The sequence below is a fragment of the Rhodococcus sp. SJ-2 genome, assembly GCF_053750035.1.
This window is the reverse complement of sequence record NZ_CM132340.1, coordinates 4404458-4423398: the sequence shown is the minus strand read 5'-3', so window position 1 is coordinate 4423398 and position 18941 is coordinate 4404458. Positions and strand designations below refer to the sequence as shown.

The window sequence follows — 18941 nt, the reverse complement described above, 5'->3', positions numbered from 1 at the left end:
AAAAAATGCACCGATGAATTTTTCGGGTGGGACGGTCGGTTTTCCGTTACCGCGAGTCGTCGATCCGAGACACTGGGCCCGAGACCTGAGCACAAGGAAACCCTGGAGTTGCACGTCGAAGCAAAGGACAACGCACATGACCCGCAGGACCACCGCGCATCTGTTCAGCTCCGTCAACGGCGTCGTCGAATCGCCCGACAGGTTCCAGTTCGACGCCTTCGGACCCGAGGAGGGCGACCTGATGGCCGAATCGCTGAGCGGGGTGACGGACGTCGTCATCGGACGGAAATTGTGGCGGGAGTGGTCGGGGTACTGGCCGGGCGCCGACGACCCTTTCGGCGCGTTCATCAACCCCGTCCGCAAACACGTCATCACCAGCACCCTGGACAGCGACGGCATCTCGCTCGGATGGAACAGCACAGTGATCACCGGCGATCCGGTCGAGTACGTCAGAGCACTTCAGCAGGACGGCTCGGGTGGCATCACCGTGGCCGGCGGGATAGAAACCATCCGCTCCCTGTTCCTCGCCCGTGTCGTCGACGCACTCACATTGACCGTCCACCCCGCTGTGACGAATGAAGGCCGACGACTGTTCGACGAGTCCGTGCCGCTGACCAGACTCGACCTGGTCGACAGCAGAATCACCGGTCAGGGCAATGCGGTCCTGACCTACACCCTGCGCGACTGACAGCGGTCGCCATCGGTCACGATTTCTCGAGAAACTGGGCTTTCGTAGTGTCGAGCGCGGCGCCCATCATGCTCGCGAGCCCCGGATGTTGCTTCAGTTCCGGATCCTTCTCCGTGACGTCTCGAGCGAAGCGCTGCGCAGCGGCGATCACCTCTACGTCGTCGACGAGCGAGAGCAGACGCAGGGTCGACACCGTTCCGGACTGCGCGACACCGAGCACGTCGCCCTCACGACGCAACTGCAGGTCGAGTTGGGCGAGTTCGAATCCGTCCGCAGTGCTTGCGACCGCCTCGAGCCTGGTCATCGTCGGGCTTCCCGGCTTGGTATCGGTGATCAGCAGGCATAGGCCCTGGTGGCCTCCCCGGCCGACCCGGCCACGGAGCTGATGGAGCTGACTGACACCGAACCGGTCGGCATCGACGATCACCATCACCGTCGCGTTCGGTACGTCGACTCCGACTTCGACGACCGTGGTGCACACCAGTACGTCGATCTCACCCGCACCGAAGTCGCGCATCACCGCGTCCTTCTCGTCGCCGGGGAGCCGACCGTGCAGCAACCCGACCCGCAGATCGGCCAGCGGACCCGACACCAGTTCGTCGAACTGCTGCAGGACCGATTTCGTGTCGGGCGGCTTCTGCTTGCCCTTCTTCCCGGTGACGGACTCGTCGAGGAGTTCGAAGGCTGCGGGATCGAAGACGGCGTCGTCGTCGGCATCCCCATCACCGATCCGAGAACACACGACATATGCCTGACGACCTTCCGCGACCTCCTCACGGATTCGATCCCACGCGCGGTCGACCCAGGTCGGGTGGACCTTCGCAGCCACCACACGGCTGACGATCGGCGAACGCCCCTTCGGGAGCTGACGCAGCGTCGACACTTCGAGGTCGCCGAGCACCGTCATCGCGATGGTGCGCGGGATCGGGGTCGCGGTCATCACCAGCACGTGTGGGGCTGCTCCGTCACGGCCGCGGGAACGCAGCTTGTCGCGTTGTTCCACACCGAATCGGTGCTGCTCGTCGATTACGACCAGGCCGAGATCGAAGAAGTCGACATTGTCTTCGATCAGGGCATGGGTGCCGATGACGATGCCCGCGTCGCCGGTCACCGCCTCGTTCAATGCCTGCCGCTTCTGCGCTGTCTTCATCGAGCCGGTCAGGAGGGTGATACGGGTGGCGAGTTCGTGGGCACCGAGTTCGCCGGCGGCGGCCAGGTCGCCGAGCATCGCGGTGAGTGAACGTGCATGCTGGGCTGCGAGCACCTCGGTAGGTGCGAGCAGTGCACACTGATGACCGGCATCGATCACCTGCAGCATCGCTCGCAACGCGACGATCGTCTTTCCGGAACCCACTTCCCCTTGCAGCAATCGGTTCATCGGGTGGTTCTGCGACAGGTCCGCGGAGATCTCCTCCGCAACGGACAGCTGCCCTTCGGTCAGCTCGAACGGCAGCCTGCGATCGAACTCGTCGGCGAGCGCATCGGCCTGCCGCGGACACCTCGGTGCGCTCCGAACCTCGACGTCGTGGCGCCGGCGCGCCATCACCAACTGCACCGCCGCGGCTTCGTCGAACCGCAACCGTTCCCGCGCGAGGGTGACGTCGTTCTTGGAATCGGGCAGGTGGATGGTTCGCAGGGCCTCGTCGAGTCCGATGAGAGAATTCTCGCTGCGTACGCCGCCCGGGAGCGGGTCCTCCACGGAGTCGAGCTGATCGAGAACCTGCCGGACGCACCGCATCACTGTCCACGACTCCACGTCGCGGGTCGCCGGATACATCGGGATGAGGGCTCGATCGAAGATCGACATGTCGATGCCGTCCGCACCTTGGGCACTGCGCGCCAGCCCGGCCAGCGCACCGGCTCCGCGGACACGTCCCGGTGCGGGCGCAGCGCCGCCGACCTCGGGCTCGCGCGGCTCCGGAAGGATCACATAACTCGGATGGGCCAGGCTCCACTTGTCGCGGAAGTACTTCACGGTGCCCGAGAACATGCCCCGCACACCGGGCTTGATGTTGTATTTGACCTTGTGCGGGTTGAAGAAGGTGACGTCGATCCGGTGGCGGTCCGACACCAGCACCACAGCCAGCCGGGTGCCGGGACGGCTCTTCATCCGCACCTCGTCGGCCTTCTCCACGCGGGCGATGATCGTGACGTGCTCGCCCTCGGCCGGCTGAGTGTCGCCGAGTTCCGCACCCTGGGTGGCGTAGCGGTGCGGGTAGTGCCGCAACAGGTCTTCGACCGTGGTCATCCCGAACGCGTCGGACAGCTTGTCTGCGGTCTTCCGGCCGAGGAGATGATCTAGGCGGTCCGCGAGTGTCGCCACTACCGTCCCTTCCGTTCCGTGCGGTGACCATCCGAGGTCGCCGGTTACTCGACGCCGAGCTGCAGCAGGTCGCTGCGCTGTCCCCCCTGATACACCACGACCTCCAGTTCCGGGTGGCGGTCGTCGAGGTGGCGGGTCAGTTGTTCGGCGAGACCGTCGGGGGCGCCGTCCCCGACGAGCATCGTCACGAGCTCACCACCCGCGGCGAGGATCTTGTCGAGCAGCGACACACCCGCTGCCACAAGATCATGCTCGATGACTACGACATCTCGTCCCGCGAGCCCGAGACTGTCCCCCGGTTGACACGTTCCGACCCAGGTCAAGGCACGTTCGGTCGCGTACCGCAAAGATCCCCAGCGGGTCGCGGCCGCCGCTTCCGACATCGCGAACGCGTCATCGACGGTAGCGCGTCCCGCGTCGTGCACTGCGAGGGACGCCAGCCCCTGGACCATCGAGGAACACGGTAGGAACATCACCTCGCGTCGACCGGCTCGGGCCTGCGCACCCACTGCAACGACGTCCTGCTCGGACACCCACCCGTTGGGAAGGACGAGGACGTCCGTGCTCGGCAACGAACGGATCGCGTCGAGCAGCAGACGGGGGTCGACGGCTGTCTCCGCAGAGAGGACGGTAGCGCCCTCTGCATCGAACAATCCCTCCGCGCCGTCACCCGAGACGATCGCGAGGACCGCACGGCCGGAGGCAGACACCCGAGCACTCGGGGCACTCGATGCACTCGGGGCGCACTGCCCGACTCGGTCTGCTTCCAGCGTGAAGCAGGTGATCGCGATGCGGCGCAGCCTGCCCGCCGCGATTCCCGCCTCGATCGCAGCACCGGCGTCGCAGCAGTGCACGTGGACCGACCATCCTGCAGAACCGTCCCCCACGATCGCAACCGAGTCGCCCAGTTCGTCGAGCCGCGCCCGGAGCACCGCGATCCGCGCGCGATCGGACCCGTCGACGATGTACATGACCTCGTAGTCCTGCGACTCACCGTCCTGTTCGGCAGCGTCGTGATCCGGGACGTCCGGACCACCGGTGTCGGCAACGGGAGTGCTGGTGAGGCGTAGGTGACGGTCGGGTCGCTGGCCCGACACGATTTCGACCAGGCAGTCGAGCAGGATCAGCAGGCCGAGACCGCCGGCGTCGACGACTCCCGCAGCAGCAAGGGCCTCGAGCTGTTCCGGTGTGACCTCGAGCGCGGTCGCCGCGGCGTCGGCGGCGGCCCCGACGGCGCCCCGCAACGACTTCGTGTCGATCACAGCGCGTCCCGCTCCGTCCGCGGCTGCGCGCAGCACCGTGACGATCGTGCCCTCGGCGGGGGTGCTCAGGGCATCGGTCACGGTCGTGGCGGCCCGGCCCAGGGCACGGGCGAAGTCGCGACCGTCGACGGCGGTCAGTCCCGCGATCGAGTCCGCGACACCGCGCAGTCCTTGCGCAAGGATCACCCCGGAGTTGCCGCGAGCTCCGACGAATGCGCCGCGGGCCAGTGCCTCGGCGACCGCGCCGACCGTGAGCGCACCATCGACGGGTCCGCCGAGTTCGTCGGCGGCAGCGCGCAAGGTGGCAAGCAAGTTGGTGCCGGTGTCTCCATCCGGGACCGGGAAGACGTTGAGGGTGTTGATCTCGTGGCAACGTTCGTCGAGGGTGGCCAACGCCAGCTCGACCCAGCGACGCAATGCTCGGCCGTCGACGCCCTCACCGCCTTCGAGCACCGATCAACCCCTTTCCCGTGCCGTCGTACACTCGTGGAAAAGACTAGCCGCGCCCCATTTACGTGTCCGGTTTGGTCTTAGGCAGTCCTGTTGGCTAAGCTGGTCGGGTTGCCTGACACGGGTGACGACGCTCCCCGTGTCTGAAGCATGCACAGACAGAAGATATCCACTAGACACAAGGAGTTCGCGACATGGCTGCCGTCTGCGACGTATGCGCCAAGGGCCCCGGCTTCGGGAAGTCGGTCTCGCACTCGCACCGGCGTACCAACCGTCGCTGGAACCCGAACATCCAGAGCGTTCGCGCTCAGGTTGCACCGGGCAACACCCGCAAGATGAACGTGTGCACCTCCTGCCTGAAGGCAGGAAAGGTTGCTCGCGGCTGACCCCGGTCGAGATGTGGATCAAGGCCCCCGGTGCGTAATACGCCGGGGGCCTTGATCGTTCGATCGCCGGTACCGATATGGTGCGACGGTGACCGATAACCTACAGCCCCTCGTACGTGTGGAGGACGGTGTGCTGCGGATCGCCGTGGCCACCGCCGAGCACGGCACATCGTTGTCCCCCGAAGGCATGCGGCAGGGCATCGACGCCCTGCGTTCGGCCGGCCCCGAGATCGGTGCAGTCCTGCTCGTCGGCGAGGGTGCGAACTTCTGCGCGGGCGGAAACGTCCGTGGCTTCGCCGCAGCAGAAGACCGAAGTGCCCATCTGTTCGACATCGCGAACCTGTTTCACGACTTCGTTCGCGCGCTCGACGCCATCGCTGTTCCTGTCGTCGCCGCAGTGCACGGCTGGGCGGCAGGAGCGGGTATGAGCATCGTGCTGCACGCAGATATCGCATTCGCTGGTCCCGGAACCAAGCTTCGGGCCGCCTATCCGTCGATCGGGTTCACGCCGGACGGCGGCATGTCGTGGACGCTGCCGCGTGTCGTGGGGCTCGCCCGCGCGCGTGAACTCATCCTCACCGACGCTGTCATCAGCGCCGAGGAGGGTGTCCGGCTCGGATTGCTCAGCCGCATCGTGGGCGACGACGAGATCCAGGGAGAAGCCCTGCGGATCGCGCGCACGCTCGCACACGGCCCTACTGCGGCCTACGCGGGAATCCACCGTCTGGTCAACGAGTCCGTACACCGGTCGTTGTCCGAACAGATGGATGCCGAGGCCGCGTCGATCTCGGCCGCATCGACAACCCCCACCGGCATCGAAGGTGTGGACGCATTCGTCGAGAAGCGCCGCCCCGATTGGTCGCTGGGCGCCAACGCCGTACAGCAGTGATCGTCGCGAGCCGCTGGGTTGTCGCGAGCCGGTCGGCTAAGGCAGACGCCAGTCCACCGGCTCGCCACCCTGCTCCACCAGCAACGCGTTCGCCCGGCTGAAGGGTTTCGATCCGAAGAATCCGCGCGACGCCGACAACGGCGATGGGTGCGCAGACTCGACGATCGGGACCCCGCCGAGAAGCGGGCGGAGGGTGGCTGCGTCGCGACCCCACAGAATCGCGACGAGGGGTGCATCCCGCGCGACGAGCGCTCGGATCGCCTGCTCGGTGACGCTCTCCCACCCTTTACGCCGGTGTGATGCGGGCTCACCCGGTTGCACGGTGAGCACCCTGTTCAACAACAACACGCCCTGTTCCGACCAGGGCGTGAGGTCGCCGTTGGTGGGCTGCGGCAATCCCAGGTCTTCGCCGTACTCGCGGTAGATGTTGGCGAGGCTACGCGGAATGGGGCGCACATCCGGGGCCACGGAGAAGCTCAACCCGACCGCGTGGCCGGGCGTCGGGTACGGATCCTGTCCGACGATCAGCACCCGCACGCCGTCGAACGGGTGGGTGAACGCGCGCAGAACGTTCTCGCCTGCGGGAAGGTACCTGCGCCCGGCTGCGATCTCCGCCCTGAGGAACGCGCCCATCGCGGTGATGTTCTCGGCGACGGGTGCGAGGGCTTGCGCCCAGCCCGGGTCGACGATCTCCGACAGAGGCTTCGTCGCCCGCTCTGTTGTCTGTTCGCTCACGTCGGAAACTCCTCTGTCATACGGTCCGGTCGATCGATCTGCGCCCATTAGTCGATTCGACGCAGGGCGGTGCGGTAGTAGTCCGCGTTCGCGGCATACATCTTCGCGTTCGCATCGAAGTGGCCTTCGGGCAACTCGAATCCTTCACGAATCTTCGCGGGGACTCCCATCGCCATCCGACGCGCCGGCAGCTCGAAACGCGGCGGGATGAGGGCACCTGCCGCAACCTGTGCGCCCTCGCCGATCGTCGACCCGTTGAGCACGAGAGAACCCGAGCCGATCAGAGCGCCGTCACCGATCGCGGCACCTTCGATGTGTGTGTTGTGACCGACCACGCATCGTGCGCCGAGGATCGTGTCGTCGATGGCGGTGCAGTGGATGATCGTGCCGTCCTGGATGTTGGTCTCATCGCCGACGACGATCCGGCCGTAATCGGCCCTCAGCACTGCGGTCGGCCACACCGAGGCATGAGCGCCGAGGGTGACGTTGCCGATGACCACCGCGTCGGGGTGTACGTAAGCAGTGGGGTGAATGTCGGGAGTGCGGTCGCCGAGCGCGTAAACAGCCATGGGAAAAACCTATCTCGAGTTCACGGACCCGAAACTCTCCCACCCACCCTGTGCGCCCCACTTACGGCCGTCGACCGTCACGCCACTGCCGTCGTGCACACGGCCGATCCGCCGCCATCCGTCCGGCAGATCCACTCCAGGGGGGAAGCACGCGGCCAGGGCGTGGTCTTCGCCACCGGTGAAGACCCAGTTCCACGGGTCGGCTCCGAGCTCACGTGCCGCGGCCGTCAGGCGCGCTGGGGGTTCGAGGGTGTGCTGTTCGACGGTGATGGCGACACTTGACGCGACCGCGATGTGCCCGAGATCGGCGAGTAGGCCATCGGAGATGTCGGTGCCTGCACGAGCCCCGGCGAGTACCGCGCTGACACCGGCGTCGTAAGGCGGTGTCGGAACCCGGTGGGCGTCGACGAGATCGGCGAATCCGGTGTGCTCCGCCTCGAGCAGGGACAGACCCGCTGCGGATGCTCCGACGGTGCCTGCGAGCGCAACGATGTCGCCGACGAGCGCTTCGGAGCGCAGCAGCGGTGCGCGTCCCTGCAGGTCTCCGAGGACGGTGACCGAGACAACCACCTGTCCGGCCTGCACGAGATCTCCGCCGACCACGCCTGCGCCGATCGCTTCGGCAGCTTCACCGATACCAGCGGAGATCTCGTCGAGTATCGAGACCGGGGTGTCGGGTGGGCAGCCGAGACCCACGAGGAATGCGGTGGGACGTGCTCCCATCGCAGCGACGTCCGCCCCGTTCTGGGCCACCGCCTTGCGTCCGATGTCCCGCGGCGACGACCAGTCGAAGCGGAAGTGGCGACCTTCGACGAGCATGTCGGTGGAGACCACTACGCGGCCATCGCCCGCCGCGACGATCGCGGCGTCGTGCCCCGGCCCCACCAGCGTCGTCTCGGGCTGTTGTCGTCCGGCGGTCGCGCGGGCGATCGTGGGGAACTCCCCCATCTCGGCGACGGTGGGTTCTCGGCGGGAGCTGCTGGATGAACCGAGCGGATCCGACACGGTGATTGGCGCCTCTTTCTCGATCGGCTGTGGTTCGGGCGGAGCACATGCCCTGCTAGCGTCGTCAAACGCTACCTTCCTACCCGCTCACTCTCCGATTCCGGGAAACAGATGAACGACAACTCCGCGCCCGAACCCGATCCGACCGCGCCTGATGCCGCCGAGACCCTCGATGCCGTCGGGACCACGGACGAGCCCCGCCGTAGCCCCGCCACTATCGCGACCGCGGTCGCACTTCCCGTCGCACTGCTCACGGGGGTCGTCGTGGCTGCCATCATGATGTCGCGGGATCCCGTGACCAGTCCGGTGGGACTGGGACCGGTGCCTGCACCGGAAGCAGAATCGACCTCGTGCACCGACCTGCTCGCCGCAGTTCCCGAGAATATCGGGGAATTCGCCCGCGCCGAGCTGGCCGATCCCGCGCCGGTCGGGGCCGCAGCATGGCAGGCGCCCGATGCGTCGGAGGTGGTTCTGAGGTGCGGTCTCGAACGACCCGCCGAGTTCGATCAGGCAGCTGCGTTGCAGGTCATCGACGGGGTCCAGTGGTTCGAGGTGTCGGGCGCCGCGCAGGGCATCGACGCTAGCACGTGGTACGCGGTGGACCGTCCGGTCTACGTCGCGCTGACGGTGCCGAACGGCTCGGGACCGACTCCTCTGCAAGACATCTCGGCCGCGGTGATCGATGTCCTGCCACAGCACGAAATCGATCCGGCGCCGGTGGAAGGCCCCTGACTCGGCGAGTTCACCGCGGGTGCATGGATCCGGTCTGCTCGTACCGCTGGTGGAAGCCGAACGCCTCACCGAGCAGGTGCGGTGTGTGGCCTGCGCTCTCGCCGGCTTCGGCGCGGTCGACGTAGTCGGTCAGCTCCGCGCGGTAGTCGGGATGTGCACATTTGTCGATGACGACCCGTGAACGTCGTCGTGGCGACAAGCCTCGGAGGTCTGCGAGGCCCTGCTCTGTGACGAGCACCTGCACGTCGTGCTCGGTGTGATCGACATGGGGCACCATCGGCACGATCGAGGAGATGGCGCCGTCTCGTGCGGTGGACGGACTGAGGAACATCGACAGGTAGCCGTTGCGGGCGTAGTCGCCGGAACCGCCGATCCCATTCATCATCCGCGTGCCCATCACATGGGTGGAGTTGACGTTGCCGTAGATGTCGGCCTCGAGCATTCCGTTCATGCCGATGATGCCGAGTCGTCGCACGACTTCCGGGTGGTTACTGATCTCCTGGGGCCGAAGCATGATGCGGCTGCGGTAGAAATCGATGTTCTTCACCAGTTCGTCGAGGCCGTCCTGCGACAGCGCCAAGGCAGTCGCGGAGGCGAATCGTACTGTGCCGTCCTCGATCAGCTGCAGCATGCCGTCCTGGATGACCTCGGAATAGCAGGTCAACCCCCGGTACGGACCACGGGACAGACCGGCGAGGACCGCATTGGCGACATTGCCGATACCCGCCTGCAGGGGAAGCAGGGTGTCTGCAGGGAGGCGGCCTGCCGACACCTCGTGGCCGAAGAAATCGAGGACGTGCATCGCGATCGCTTCGCTGGTGTCGTCCTGCGGGGTCAGCTTGCTCGGGCTGTCGGGTGCGTGGGTTTCCACCACCGCAACGACGCGCTCGGGGTCGACCGCGAAGTGGGGCTGTCCGATCCGGTCGTCCACGCCGGTGAGGAGGATCGGCGTGCGGTGCGGTGGCAGCGCGGTGCCGTAATAGATGTCGTGGCAGCCCGCGAGCCCATCGGGGATCCACGAGTTGACTTCGAGCACGATCCGGTCGGCCATATCGAGCCAGGTCTTGCTGTTGCCGACGGAGGTCGCCGCGATCAACTCACCCGATTCGGTGATGCCGGCGATCTCCACCACCGCGACGTCGATCGTGCCGTAGTAGCCCTCCCAGACTTGCTGTGCGACGTGCGAAAGATGGATGTCGACGTAGTCCATCCGTCCCGCATTGATGCGGGCACGCGCGGTGGCCTCGGACTGGTAGGGCATCCGCAGCGCGACACCCTCGGTCTCGGCGAGCAGACGTTCGGTCTCGGTCGACACCGAGGCACCGGTCAGCAGGTCGATGGCGAATTCCTCGCCGGCAGCACGAGCACGGCGGATCCGCTCGGCCAGGGCCGGGGTAACGGCCTTCGGGGTACCTGCACTGGCGAAACCACTGATCGCAACGGTGTCACCGGGGTGTATGTATCGGGCTGCCTCTTCCGCAGAGACCACCTTGGCGAGAAAATCCCGGTTCCTGATCCGTACCGAAGTCGAGGTCGGGGCAACGGAGGCAGCGCTGATCGACATGCGGGCAGTTTAGCGGCGGTAACGATCCGTCCGTCACACTGCCCGCTCCAACAGAACGGAGGTCACCGTAACGTACAGGCAGTAGGCCCCCGCGGCGTATACCGAGCAACGGGTGGACGTCGGAGCTTTCGTGCACGATGGGGCATATGAGCACCCCGATGATCGATTTGCGCGACGAGGCCGAACGGCTGCTCACCGAACTGGCCGGGCCCCACGCGAGACTCCGTGAGGATCAGTGGACTGCGATCGAGGCGCTCGTGGTGCACCGGCGCCGCGCCCTCGTGGTGCAACGCACCGGCTGGGGCAAGTCCGCGGTCTACTTCATCTCCGCCAAGCTTCTCCGCGCACACGGCCACGGGCCCACCGTCATCGTCTCCCCCCTGCTCGCGTTGATGCGCAATCAGGTCGAGGCAGCGGAACGCGCAGGAGTTCGGGCCGCGACCATCAACTCCGGGAACATCACCGAGTGGGCTGGGATCCACCAGCGCATCGCGGACGGTGAGATCGACATTCTGCTCGTCAGCCCCGAGCGGCTCAACAACCCGGACTTCCGCGATGAGGTGCTGCCTGCACTGGCACGCGACGCGGGGCTCGTCGTGGTCGACGAAGCGCACTGTGTGTCGGACTGGGGTCACGATTTCCGGCCCGACTATCGGCGTATCCGCACACTCGTGGCCGAACTCGGAGAGGGCATCCCGGTCCTGGCGACCACCGCGACCGCGAACGACCGGGTGGTGTCCGATGTCGCCACCCAGCTGGGTGTGGGCGCGGGAAGCGACGACACGCTGGTCCTGCGGGGCGGACTCGACCGGCCGTCGCTGCACCTGTCGGTGGTGCGGATAGACGAGCCGGCCCAGCGTGCCGCATGGCTGGCGCAGCATCTCCACGAGCTCCCCGGCTCGGGCATCGTCTACGCGCTGACCGTGTCCGCAGCACGCGACCTGGCGTCGTTGCTCGCCGAACACGGTCACGCGGTGGCCGCATACACCGGGCAGACCGACACCGTCGAGCGTGAACAACTCGAGGCCGATCTCCTCGCAAACCGTGTCAAGGCACTGGTCGCGACGTCAGCACTCGGCATGGGCTTCGACAAACCCGACCTCGGGTTCGTAGTGCACCTCGGTGCTCCCTCGTCGCCGATCTCGTACTACCAGCAGGTCGGGCGCGCGGGCCGCTCCACCGATCGCGCCGAAGTGATCCTCTTACCGGGCAGTGAAGACCGGCAGATATGGAAATGGTTCGCTTCCGTCGCGTTCCCTGAGGAGTCCCTGGTGCGCCGTGTGATCGGCGCGCTGGACACCGAGCGCCCATTGTCCACGCAGGCACTGGAGCCCCGAGTCGACCTGAATCGGTCCCGGCTCGAGATGGTCCTGAAGGTTCTCGATGTCGACGGTGCCGTTCGCCGCGTCAAGGGAGGCTGGATCGGTACCGGTCGATCGTGGGACTACGACGCGGAGCGCTATGCCCGCCTCGAGGCAGCGCGCTCCGCCGAGCAGGAAGCGATGCTCGAATACGAGCGGACTGATGGGTGCCGCATGGTCTACCTGCGCCGCCAGCTGGACGACCCGGAGTCGAGCCGTGACATGCCCGGGTGCGGTCGGTGCGACAACTGCACGGGAGTGCGGTGGAGCGTCGATGTCGATGATGAACAGGTGCGGCGTACCCGAGCTCGGCTCGAACGCCCAGGTGTCGATCTCCCGCCGCGCAAACAGTGGCCCACAGGCATGGCCACACTCGGAGTCAAGCTGTCCGGGAGGATCGCGGACGGGCCGGAGCCTGGTCGCGTACTCGGCCGGCTCTCCGATCTCGGATGGGGTCCTCGGTTGCGAACACTGCTGGACAGTCCCGACGCGGACGCGCCGGAATCCGTCGTGAAGGCCGCTGTCGCCGTGCTGGCGGCATGGGACTGGGCCGAGCGTCCGACCGCGGTCATGGCACTCGAGTCGCCCGACCACCCGGTCCTGGTGGAGTCACTTGCCGGGCACCTCGCTCGACTGGGCCGTCTGACGAACCTTGGTGTCCTGCGGCGGCGTCCCGACGCGCCGGCTGTGACCGCCGCGAACTCGGCGTACCGGATCGCATCCTTGCTCGACGCCTGGGAACCGGTGGAGCTCGACGGACATCAAGGACCGGTGCTCCTCGTCGACGCCGTCACCGATACCGGGTGGACCTTGACCATGGCAGCGCGGCACCTCATCGCGGCGGGAGCCGGCGGGGTGCTGCCGTTCGCGCTGGCGAGCCCGAAGTAATCGCTCGGAGAGCGACGGACGATACACAATTGTGACCGGCCTCACAACAGCCGCCTCACCTGCGCAGAACCCGGCAATCCCCCACGAATTCGGACCAAAGGGGTGATTTCGATCGGCACTCTTGTTAGGTTCGAACTACTTATGAAGCCCGTTATGGAAAGTAGTACCCCAACGACCGAACCGGCTGAATTGAGTTTTCGGAGCCCACAGATCTCCGACGGAAAGCGTTTGTGGCAGATTGCCCGCGATTCCGAGGTACTCGACGTCAATTCCGGTTATGCGTATGTGCTGTGGTGTCGCGATTTCGCCGACACGTCTGTCGTGGCTACGGACGAGACCGATCGCCCGGTCGGGTTCATCACCGGCTACCGCAGGCAGGACTCCCCCCAGACACTGTTCGTATGGCAGGTCGCTGTCGATGCTGATCAGCGTGGCCGCGGAGTGGCCGGGCGCATGCTCGATGCCCTCCTCGACCGACTCCGCCCGTCCGGCGTGACCCGGTTGGAAACCACCGTGAGCCCCGACAACGCTGCTTCGATCGCCATGTTCACCGCTCTGGCACGACGCCGTGGCACCCATATCACGCGAACCGACTTGTTCGCTCCCGACGATTTTCCCGATTCACATCTTGCGGAAGATCTTTACACGATCGGCGATTGATCAGGCATTACGGGAATTTCCGCGCCGAGTTCGTCATCGAAATTCATAACAGGAGGACCAGAGAAAATGACCATCCTGGAAGACAAGCCTGCCACCCGCGCTGGTAACGATATCTTCGAGCACCTCGAATCCGAGGTCCGCAGTTACAGCCGTGGGTGGCCCGCAGTATTCGAAACAGCGTCCGGCTCCTGGTTGCGGAGCGAGGACGGCAAGGATTACCTGGATTTCTTCGCCGGCGCCGGAGCTCTCAACTACGGCCACAACAACCCGGTCCTGAAGTCCGCCCTGGTGGACTACATCATGAAGGACGGGGTCACCCACGGCCTCGATATGATGACCACCGCCAAGCGCGATCTGCTCGAGACTTTCGAGAACGTGATCCTGAAGCCGCGCGGACTCGACTACAAGGTCCAGTTTCCCGGCCCCACGGGTACCAACACCGTCGAGGCCGCGCTCAAGCTGGCCCGCAAGGTCACCGGGCGCGAATCGATCATCAACTTCACCAACGCGTTCCACGGCATGACGCTCGGTGCGCTGTCGGTCACCGGCAACTCGATGAAGCGCGCCGGTGCCGGTGTGCCACTCGTCCACGCCACACCGATGCCGTTCGACAACTACTTCAACGGCGTCACCGAGGACTTCCAGTGGTTCTCACGCGTCCTCGACGATTCCGGCAGTGGCCTGAACCGGCCCGCCGCTGTCATCGTCGAAACCGTTCAGGGTGAGGGCGGCGTCAATGTCGCACGCGCAGAATGGCTTCGCGCCCTGGCAGATCTGTGCGCCGAGCGTGAGATCCTGCTCATCGTCGACGATGTCCAGATGGGTTGTGGCCGTACGGGTGCGTTCTTCTCGTTCGAGGAAGCCGGCATCACCCCCGACATCGTGACGCTGTCGAAGTCCATCGGTGGATACGGCATGCCGATGGCGCTGACGCTGTTCAAGCGCGAACTCGATGTCTGGGGACCGGGTGAGCACAACGGCACCTTCCGCGGCAACAGCCCGTCGTTCATCACGGCAACGGCAGCGCTGAACCACTACTGGACCAACGACGAGCTCGAGCGTGGCACGCTGCGTAAGGGTGAGCGCATCCACCAGACCTTCATGAACCTGTCCGACATGTTCGAGGGTGTGTCCACTCGCGGCCGCGGCCTGGTGCAGGGTCTGGTGTTCGAGGATCCGTCGGATGCCCAGAAGGTGTGTGCCCTCGCATTCGAGAAGGGTCTGCTGGCCGAGACGTCGGGTCCGTCCGACGAGGTGGTCAAGCTGCTGCCGCCGCTGACTATCACCGATGACGAACTCGAGTACGGTCTGAACATCCTCGCGGAGGCCACCGCCAAGGTCCGTTCCTGACCCTCCCCTTCCCAATTCACCGATAGAAAGAGCATCGCTTCACATGATCGTGCGCACCACCGAGGAAATCACCGATACCGAGCGCGACATCACCTCCGAAGACGGACAGTGGCGCAGCAAGCGCATCGTCCTCGCCGGTGACAAGGTCGGCTTCTCGTTCCATGAGACGACTATCGAAGCCGGGACGATCAACGAGTTCCACTATGCCAACCACATCGAGGCCGTCTGGCTGGTGGAGGGCACCGGCAAGCTGCGGGACCTCGACAACGATGTCGTGTACGACCTCGGACCCGGATCCATGTACCTGCTCAACGGGCACGAGCGGCACCGCGTCGAGCCGGAGACCCGCATGCGGATGCTGTGCGTGTTCAATCCCCCGGTCACCGGCCGTGAGGTGCACGACGAGAACGGGGTCTACCCGCTCATCGTCGAAGAAACTGCCTGATCGTTCCGAACATCGGGGTCACACAGCGTGACCGATGCGGGGCGGACGCATAGAGTCGAGGCCATGGCCTCCTCTCAGCGTTCGCCCCGCATTGCTGTCGGCCCAAGGTCCGACGCCATGTTCGTACGGGCAGTCACCAGCGGAGGTGGCATCGCGGTGCCACTCGAGGAGAGGCCCGACGCACTGATCTGGACCAGCGGGCCGGACTCGTTTCCTCCCGCCCTGCCCGAGTCGGTCCGCTGGGTGCAATTGCCCTCCGCCGGGGTCGAGCAGTGGCTCGAGGGTGGCATCATCAAGCGTCATCCGCAGATAATATGGACATCCGCGGCCGGCGCCTACTCCGCGACGGTCGCCGAACACGCCCTGATGTTGCTACTCGCCGGTGTGCGAGCACTCCCCCAGCATCTCGCGACGACGTCGTGGCAACCCGAGGAGTTCTATCCACGTCTGGGCACCTTGCGCGGAGCGACGGTCGGAATCATCGGTGCGGGCGGGATCGGACGCGCCCTCATCCCGATGCTTTCGTCGCTCGGCGCGCAGGCTCTGGCCGTCAACCGCAGCGGACGTCCCGTCCCCGGCGCGGTCGAGACCTTCTCCACCGAGAGGATCGACGAGATATGGCCCCTCGCAGACCATTTCGTCGTGTCCGCTGCAGCCACACCCGATACCGAGCAGTTGATCGGCGCGGCCGAACTGGCCGCGATGAAGTCGACCGCGTGGCTGGTCAACATTGCGCGCGGCAGCCTCATCGACACGGAGGCACTCGTCCATGCTCTGGCCACGGGCACGATTGCGGGCGCCGGACTCGACGTCACCGATCCCGAGCCTCTTCCCGATGGGCACCCCCTGTGGTCACTGCCCAATGCGATGGTCACCCCGCATGATTCGAATCCACCGGCCCTGCGGGTGCCCGCCTACGTGGAACGGGTGGTCGAGAACGTCACGCGGTTCGCGTCGGGCGTCGAGCCGGTCGCAGTGCTCGATGTCAGCGCTGGCTACTGAGGTTCCGCGTCCTCCGGGGATTCTCGTTCGTCCCGATCAGCCCATTCCAGCAGCGTCCCGAGTGAGAACGCATCCTCGTCGATCCCGGCTTGCAGGTCACCGAGTTTCGCGAACCGCTCGGGAACGGTCTCGATCGTGAAGTCGCGGGGATCGAGACCATCGATCTCGTTCCACCGCACCGGTGCCGACACAGTCCCCTCCGGAACACCCCGGACCGAGTACGCACTCGCGATCGTGTGGTCGCGGGCGTTCTGGTTGTAGTCGACGAACACTGCGGTCGGATCTCTGTCTTTACGCCACCACGCGGTGGTCACCTCATTCGGCGCACGGCGCTCTATTTCTCGCGCGAAAGCCAGTGCAGCCCTGCGCACATCGTCGAACCCCCAGTTCGGCTCGATTCGGACGTACACGTGGAGTCCGTGCCCACCCGAGGTTTTCGGCCACCCCACTATGCCCAGTTCGTCGAGCACCTCGTGCACAATCGACGCGACGAGCCGCACCTTCCCGAAGTCGCATCCGGGCATCGGATCGAGATCGATCCGCCACTCGTCCGGTTTCTCCACGTCGGTGCGGCGTGAGTTCCACGGGTGGAACTCCACCGTCGACATCTGTACCGCCCACACGACATCCGCGAGATGTGTGACGCACAGTTCGTCGGCGTCTCGGTTGTACCGGGGAAAATGCACGCGGACGGTCTGCACCCAGTCCGGTGCACCGCGCGGCAGTCGCTTCTGGTGCACCTTGTCGCCGTCGAGACCGTCGGGAAATCGGTGCAGCATGCACGGCCGGTCCCGCAATGCGCGGACGATACCGTCTCCGACGGCCATGTAATACCGGGCCAGGTCGAGCTTGGTGATGCCGAGCGCCGGAAAGTAGATGCGTTCGGGATGCGAGATCCGTACCGCCCGGCCGTCGACGTCGAGCTCCACAGCGTTCGACGAATCCTTTGCTGCTCCCATCCCCGTCTCCCCTCGTCGCTTCGTCCTGCAATCCATGGTCGCCGGTCACCGCGTTCCACATCCCGCATTCGTCGACATCGAGAACAATCCGGAGATACCGTCGACCCGTGTTGTTCACACAGGTGGTCGAGACCTCCGCCGCAGTTGCTGCGACACGGTCGAGGAAGGTCAAGATCGCCGCCCTGCGTGTGCTGCTCGAACAGGCGACCGCCGGGGAGGCCGAGCCTGTGGTGTCGTGGCTGTCCGGAGTGCTGCCACAGGGGCGTATCGGCATCGGATTCCGCACTCTCATGGCGCTGCAGGCAACCCCCGGTATCCATCCGACGCTGACGGTGACGGATGTCGACTCTCTCGTCGGCCGCATCGGGGGCCTGTCCGGTCCCGGATCGACCGGGTCGAGGCAGAGGTTGCTGGCCGAGCTGTTCACCCGCGCCACGGCGCAGGAACAGGTCTTCCTGGCGCAGCTACTCGGAGGGGAACTCCGACAGGGTGCGCTCGAAGGTGTGATGATCGACGCCGTGGCGGTCACCGCAGAGCTGCCTGCCGATACCGTACGGCGAGCGGTGATGCTCTCGGGGCAGCTTTCCCGCGCGGCAGCCGCTGCGCTTGCAGGTGGGCAAAGCGCCCTGTCCGCGTTCCGGCTCGAACTCGGGCGACCCGTCCGGCCGATGCTTGCCGTGCCTGCCGAGTCCCTCGAGTCGGCGCTCGACGAGTTCGGCGGGGACTGCAGTGTCGAGTACAAGCTCGACGGTGCGCGCATCCAGGTCCATCGCGACGGCGATTCGGTGTGGGTCTTCACCCGGACCCTGCGCGAGATCACCTCGTCGGTGCCCGAACTCGTCGAACTCGTGGCCGGACTACCGTGCCGCAGTGTCGTGCTGGACGGGGAGACACTCGCCCTCACCGACTCCGGGCGACCCCGTCCGTTCCAAGAGACCATGAGCCGCTTCGGGGCAAGCACCACACGTGAGCTCCTCCTCCACCCGTTCTTCTTCGACTGCCTCCACCTGGATGGCGTGGATCTGGTCGATGTTCCCCTGTCCGAACGCCTTACGTCCCTCGAGCGTATCGCAGGTGCGCATCGGATTCCGTTGGTCGTGGCACCGGATCCGGCTGCTGCGCACGCTCACCTCGATGCCGCCCTCGAACACGGCCACGAGGGGGTCATGATCAAGTCCTTGTCGGCGCGATATCTGGCCGGTCGCCGCGGCCACTCGTGGCAGAAGGTCAAGCCCGAGCACACGCTCGACCTCATCGTCCTCGGTGCCGAATGGGGCTACGGGCGCCGCACCGGGTTCCTGTCCAACCTGCACCTCGGTGCGCGCGACCCCGACGGAGGTCCACCGATCATGGTCGGTAAGACCTTCAAGGGATTGACCGACGAACTGTTGCGATGGCAGACCAGCGAGTTTCCCGCGTTCGAATCCCACCGCGATGAACACACCGTGTACCTGCGGTCCGAGTTGGTCGTGGAGATCGAGCTCGACGGTGTGCAGTCCAGCATCCGATATCCGGGTGGTGTCGCACTGCGTTTCGCCAGGGTCCTGCGCTACCGTCCCGACAAGTCTCCTGCCGACGCCGACAGTATCGACGCTGTCCGAGACCTCCTGCGCGCCCGCGGACCGAACGCACCGGCCCGGGAATAAGATGGTGCCGCGAAGGAGGGCCCGTGT

General features: G+C 65.9%; 17 protein-coding genes. 10 read left to right on the top strand and 7 right to left on the bottom strand.

Annotation, left to right across the window (positions count from 1 at the left end; all coding sequences use genetic code 11):
• The first annotated feature begins 136 nt into the window (after positions 1-136).
• A complete protein-coding gene (locus ACSYG9_RS20750) occupies positions 137-688 on the top strand; it encodes a dihydrofolate reductase family protein (RefSeq protein WP_440124270.1) in 552 nt (183 codons plus the stop codon).
• A gap of 16 nt (positions 689-704) precedes the next feature.
• Here the strand turns inward: ACSYG9_RS20750 and recG are convergent, their stop codons facing one another.
• Together recG and ACSYG9_RS20740 are read right to left on the bottom strand one after the other, a co-directional pair.
• Complete coding sequence (gene recG / locus ACSYG9_RS20745) at positions 705-3011, bottom strand: ATP-dependent DNA helicase RecG (RefSeq protein ID WP_454839768.1); 2307 nt, start codon at positions 3009-3011, stop codon at positions 705-707.
• A gap of 44 nt (positions 3012-3055) precedes the next feature.
• On the bottom strand, positions 3056-4726 hold the full coding sequence (locus ACSYG9_RS20740) for a DAK2 domain-containing protein (protein WP_440124268.1): 1671 nt from the start codon (positions 4724-4726) through the stop codon (positions 3056-3058).
• Between the two features lie 191 nt (positions 4727-4917).
• On the opposite strand from ACSYG9_RS20740, the gene rpmB reads away from it, so the two are divergent.
• Together rpmB and ACSYG9_RS20730 are read left to right on the top strand one after the other, a co-directional pair.
• Positions 4918-5109 (top strand): 50S ribosomal protein L28, encoded by a 192-nt coding sequence (gene rpmB, locus ACSYG9_RS20735; protein ID WP_054720034.1) that lies wholly within the window; start codon positions 4918-4920, stop codon positions 5107-5109.
• Positions 5110-5197: 88 nt separating this feature from the next.
• Positions 5198-5998: an enoyl-CoA hydratase-related protein gene (locus ACSYG9_RS20730; RefSeq protein ID WP_440124267.1), complete on the top strand. Its 801-nt coding sequence runs from the start codon at positions 5198-5200 to the stop codon at positions 5996-5998.
• Between the two features lie 36 nt (positions 5999-6034).
• Here the strand turns inward: ACSYG9_RS20730 and ACSYG9_RS20725 are convergent, their stop codons facing one another.
• The 3 genes from ACSYG9_RS20725 to ACSYG9_RS20715 are packed head-to-tail and all read right to left on the bottom strand — an operon-like array spanning position 6035 to position 8250.
• Positions 6035-6733 (bottom strand): uracil-DNA glycosylase, encoded by a 699-nt coding sequence (locus ACSYG9_RS20725; RefSeq protein ID WP_454839765.1) that lies wholly within the window; start codon positions 6731-6733, stop codon positions 6035-6037.
• Positions 6734-6780: 47 nt separating this feature from the next.
• A complete protein-coding gene (locus ACSYG9_RS20720) occupies positions 6781-7302 on the bottom strand; it encodes a gamma carbonic anhydrase family protein (protein ID WP_440124265.1) in 522 nt (173 codons plus the stop codon).
• 9 nt (positions 7303-7311) lie between these two features.
• A complete protein-coding gene (locus ACSYG9_RS20715) occupies positions 7312-8250 on the bottom strand; it encodes a thiamine-phosphate kinase (protein WP_454839764.1) in 939 nt (312 codons plus the stop codon).
• A 168-nt stretch (positions 8251-8418) separates the two neighbouring features.
• Between ACSYG9_RS20715 and ACSYG9_RS20710 the strand changes: the two genes are divergently transcribed.
• Complete coding sequence (locus ACSYG9_RS20710; protein WP_454839763.1) at positions 8419-9039, top strand: DUF3515 domain-containing protein; 621 nt, start codon at positions 8419-8421, stop codon at positions 9037-9039.
• 10 nt (positions 9040-9049) lie between these two features.
• Here the strand turns inward: ACSYG9_RS20710 and ACSYG9_RS20705 are convergent, their stop codons facing one another.
• Positions 9050-10603 carry a succinate CoA transferase gene (locus ACSYG9_RS20705; RefSeq protein ID WP_440124263.1) on the bottom strand — a complete coding sequence of 518 codons (1554 nt, stop codon included), beginning with the start codon at positions 10601-10603 and terminating at the stop codon, positions 9050-9052.
• A gap of 146 nt (positions 10604-10749) precedes the next feature.
• On the opposite strand from ACSYG9_RS20705, the gene ACSYG9_RS20700 reads away from it, so the two are divergent.
• From ACSYG9_RS20700 to ACSYG9_RS20680, 5 genes are all read left to right on the top strand, one after another.
• On the top strand, positions 10750-12852 hold the full coding sequence (locus tag ACSYG9_RS20700; RefSeq protein WP_454839761.1) for a RecQ family ATP-dependent DNA helicase: 2103 nt from the start codon (positions 10750-10752) through the stop codon (positions 12850-12852).
• Positions 12853-12993: 141 nt separating this feature from the next.
• Positions 12994-13512 carry a diaminobutyrate acetyltransferase gene (ectA, locus tag ACSYG9_RS20695; RefSeq protein ID WP_330131809.1) on the top strand — a complete coding sequence of 173 codons (519 nt, stop codon included), beginning with the start codon at positions 12994-12996 and terminating at the stop codon, positions 13510-13512.
• Between the two features lie 66 nt (positions 13513-13578).
• Complete coding sequence (ectB, locus tag ACSYG9_RS20690) at positions 13579-14862, top strand: diaminobutyrate--2-oxoglutarate transaminase (protein WP_440124261.1); 1284 nt, start codon at positions 13579-13581, stop codon at positions 14860-14862.
• Positions 14863-14905: 43 nt separating this feature from the next.
• Positions 14906-15307 (top strand): ectoine synthase, encoded by a 402-nt coding sequence (locus tag ACSYG9_RS20685; RefSeq protein ID WP_440124260.1) that lies wholly within the window; start codon positions 14906-14908, stop codon positions 15305-15307.
• Between the two features lie 63 nt (positions 15308-15370).
• Positions 15371-16309 carry a D-isomer specific 2-hydroxyacid dehydrogenase family protein gene (locus ACSYG9_RS20680; protein ID WP_440124259.1) on the top strand — a complete coding sequence of 313 codons (939 nt, stop codon included), beginning with the start codon at positions 15371-15373 and terminating at the stop codon, positions 16307-16309.
• On the opposite strand, the gene ligD is transcribed toward ACSYG9_RS20680, so the two are convergent.
• Positions 16303-17268, bottom strand: coding sequence for a non-homologous end-joining DNA ligase (gene ligD / locus ACSYG9_RS20675; protein WP_440124258.1), 966 nt, complete (start codon positions 17266-17268; stop codon positions 16303-16305). The two genes, ACSYG9_RS20680 and ligD, sit on opposite strands and share 7 nt — an antisense overlap.
• A 107-nt stretch (positions 17269-17375) precedes the next feature.
• On the opposite strand from ligD, the gene ACSYG9_RS20670 reads away from it, so the two are divergent.
• Positions 17376-18914 (top strand): ATP-dependent DNA ligase, encoded by a 1539-nt coding sequence (locus ACSYG9_RS20670; RefSeq protein WP_440124257.1) that lies wholly within the window; start codon positions 17376-17378, stop codon positions 18912-18914.
• Positions 18915-18941: the final 27 nt, after the last annotated feature.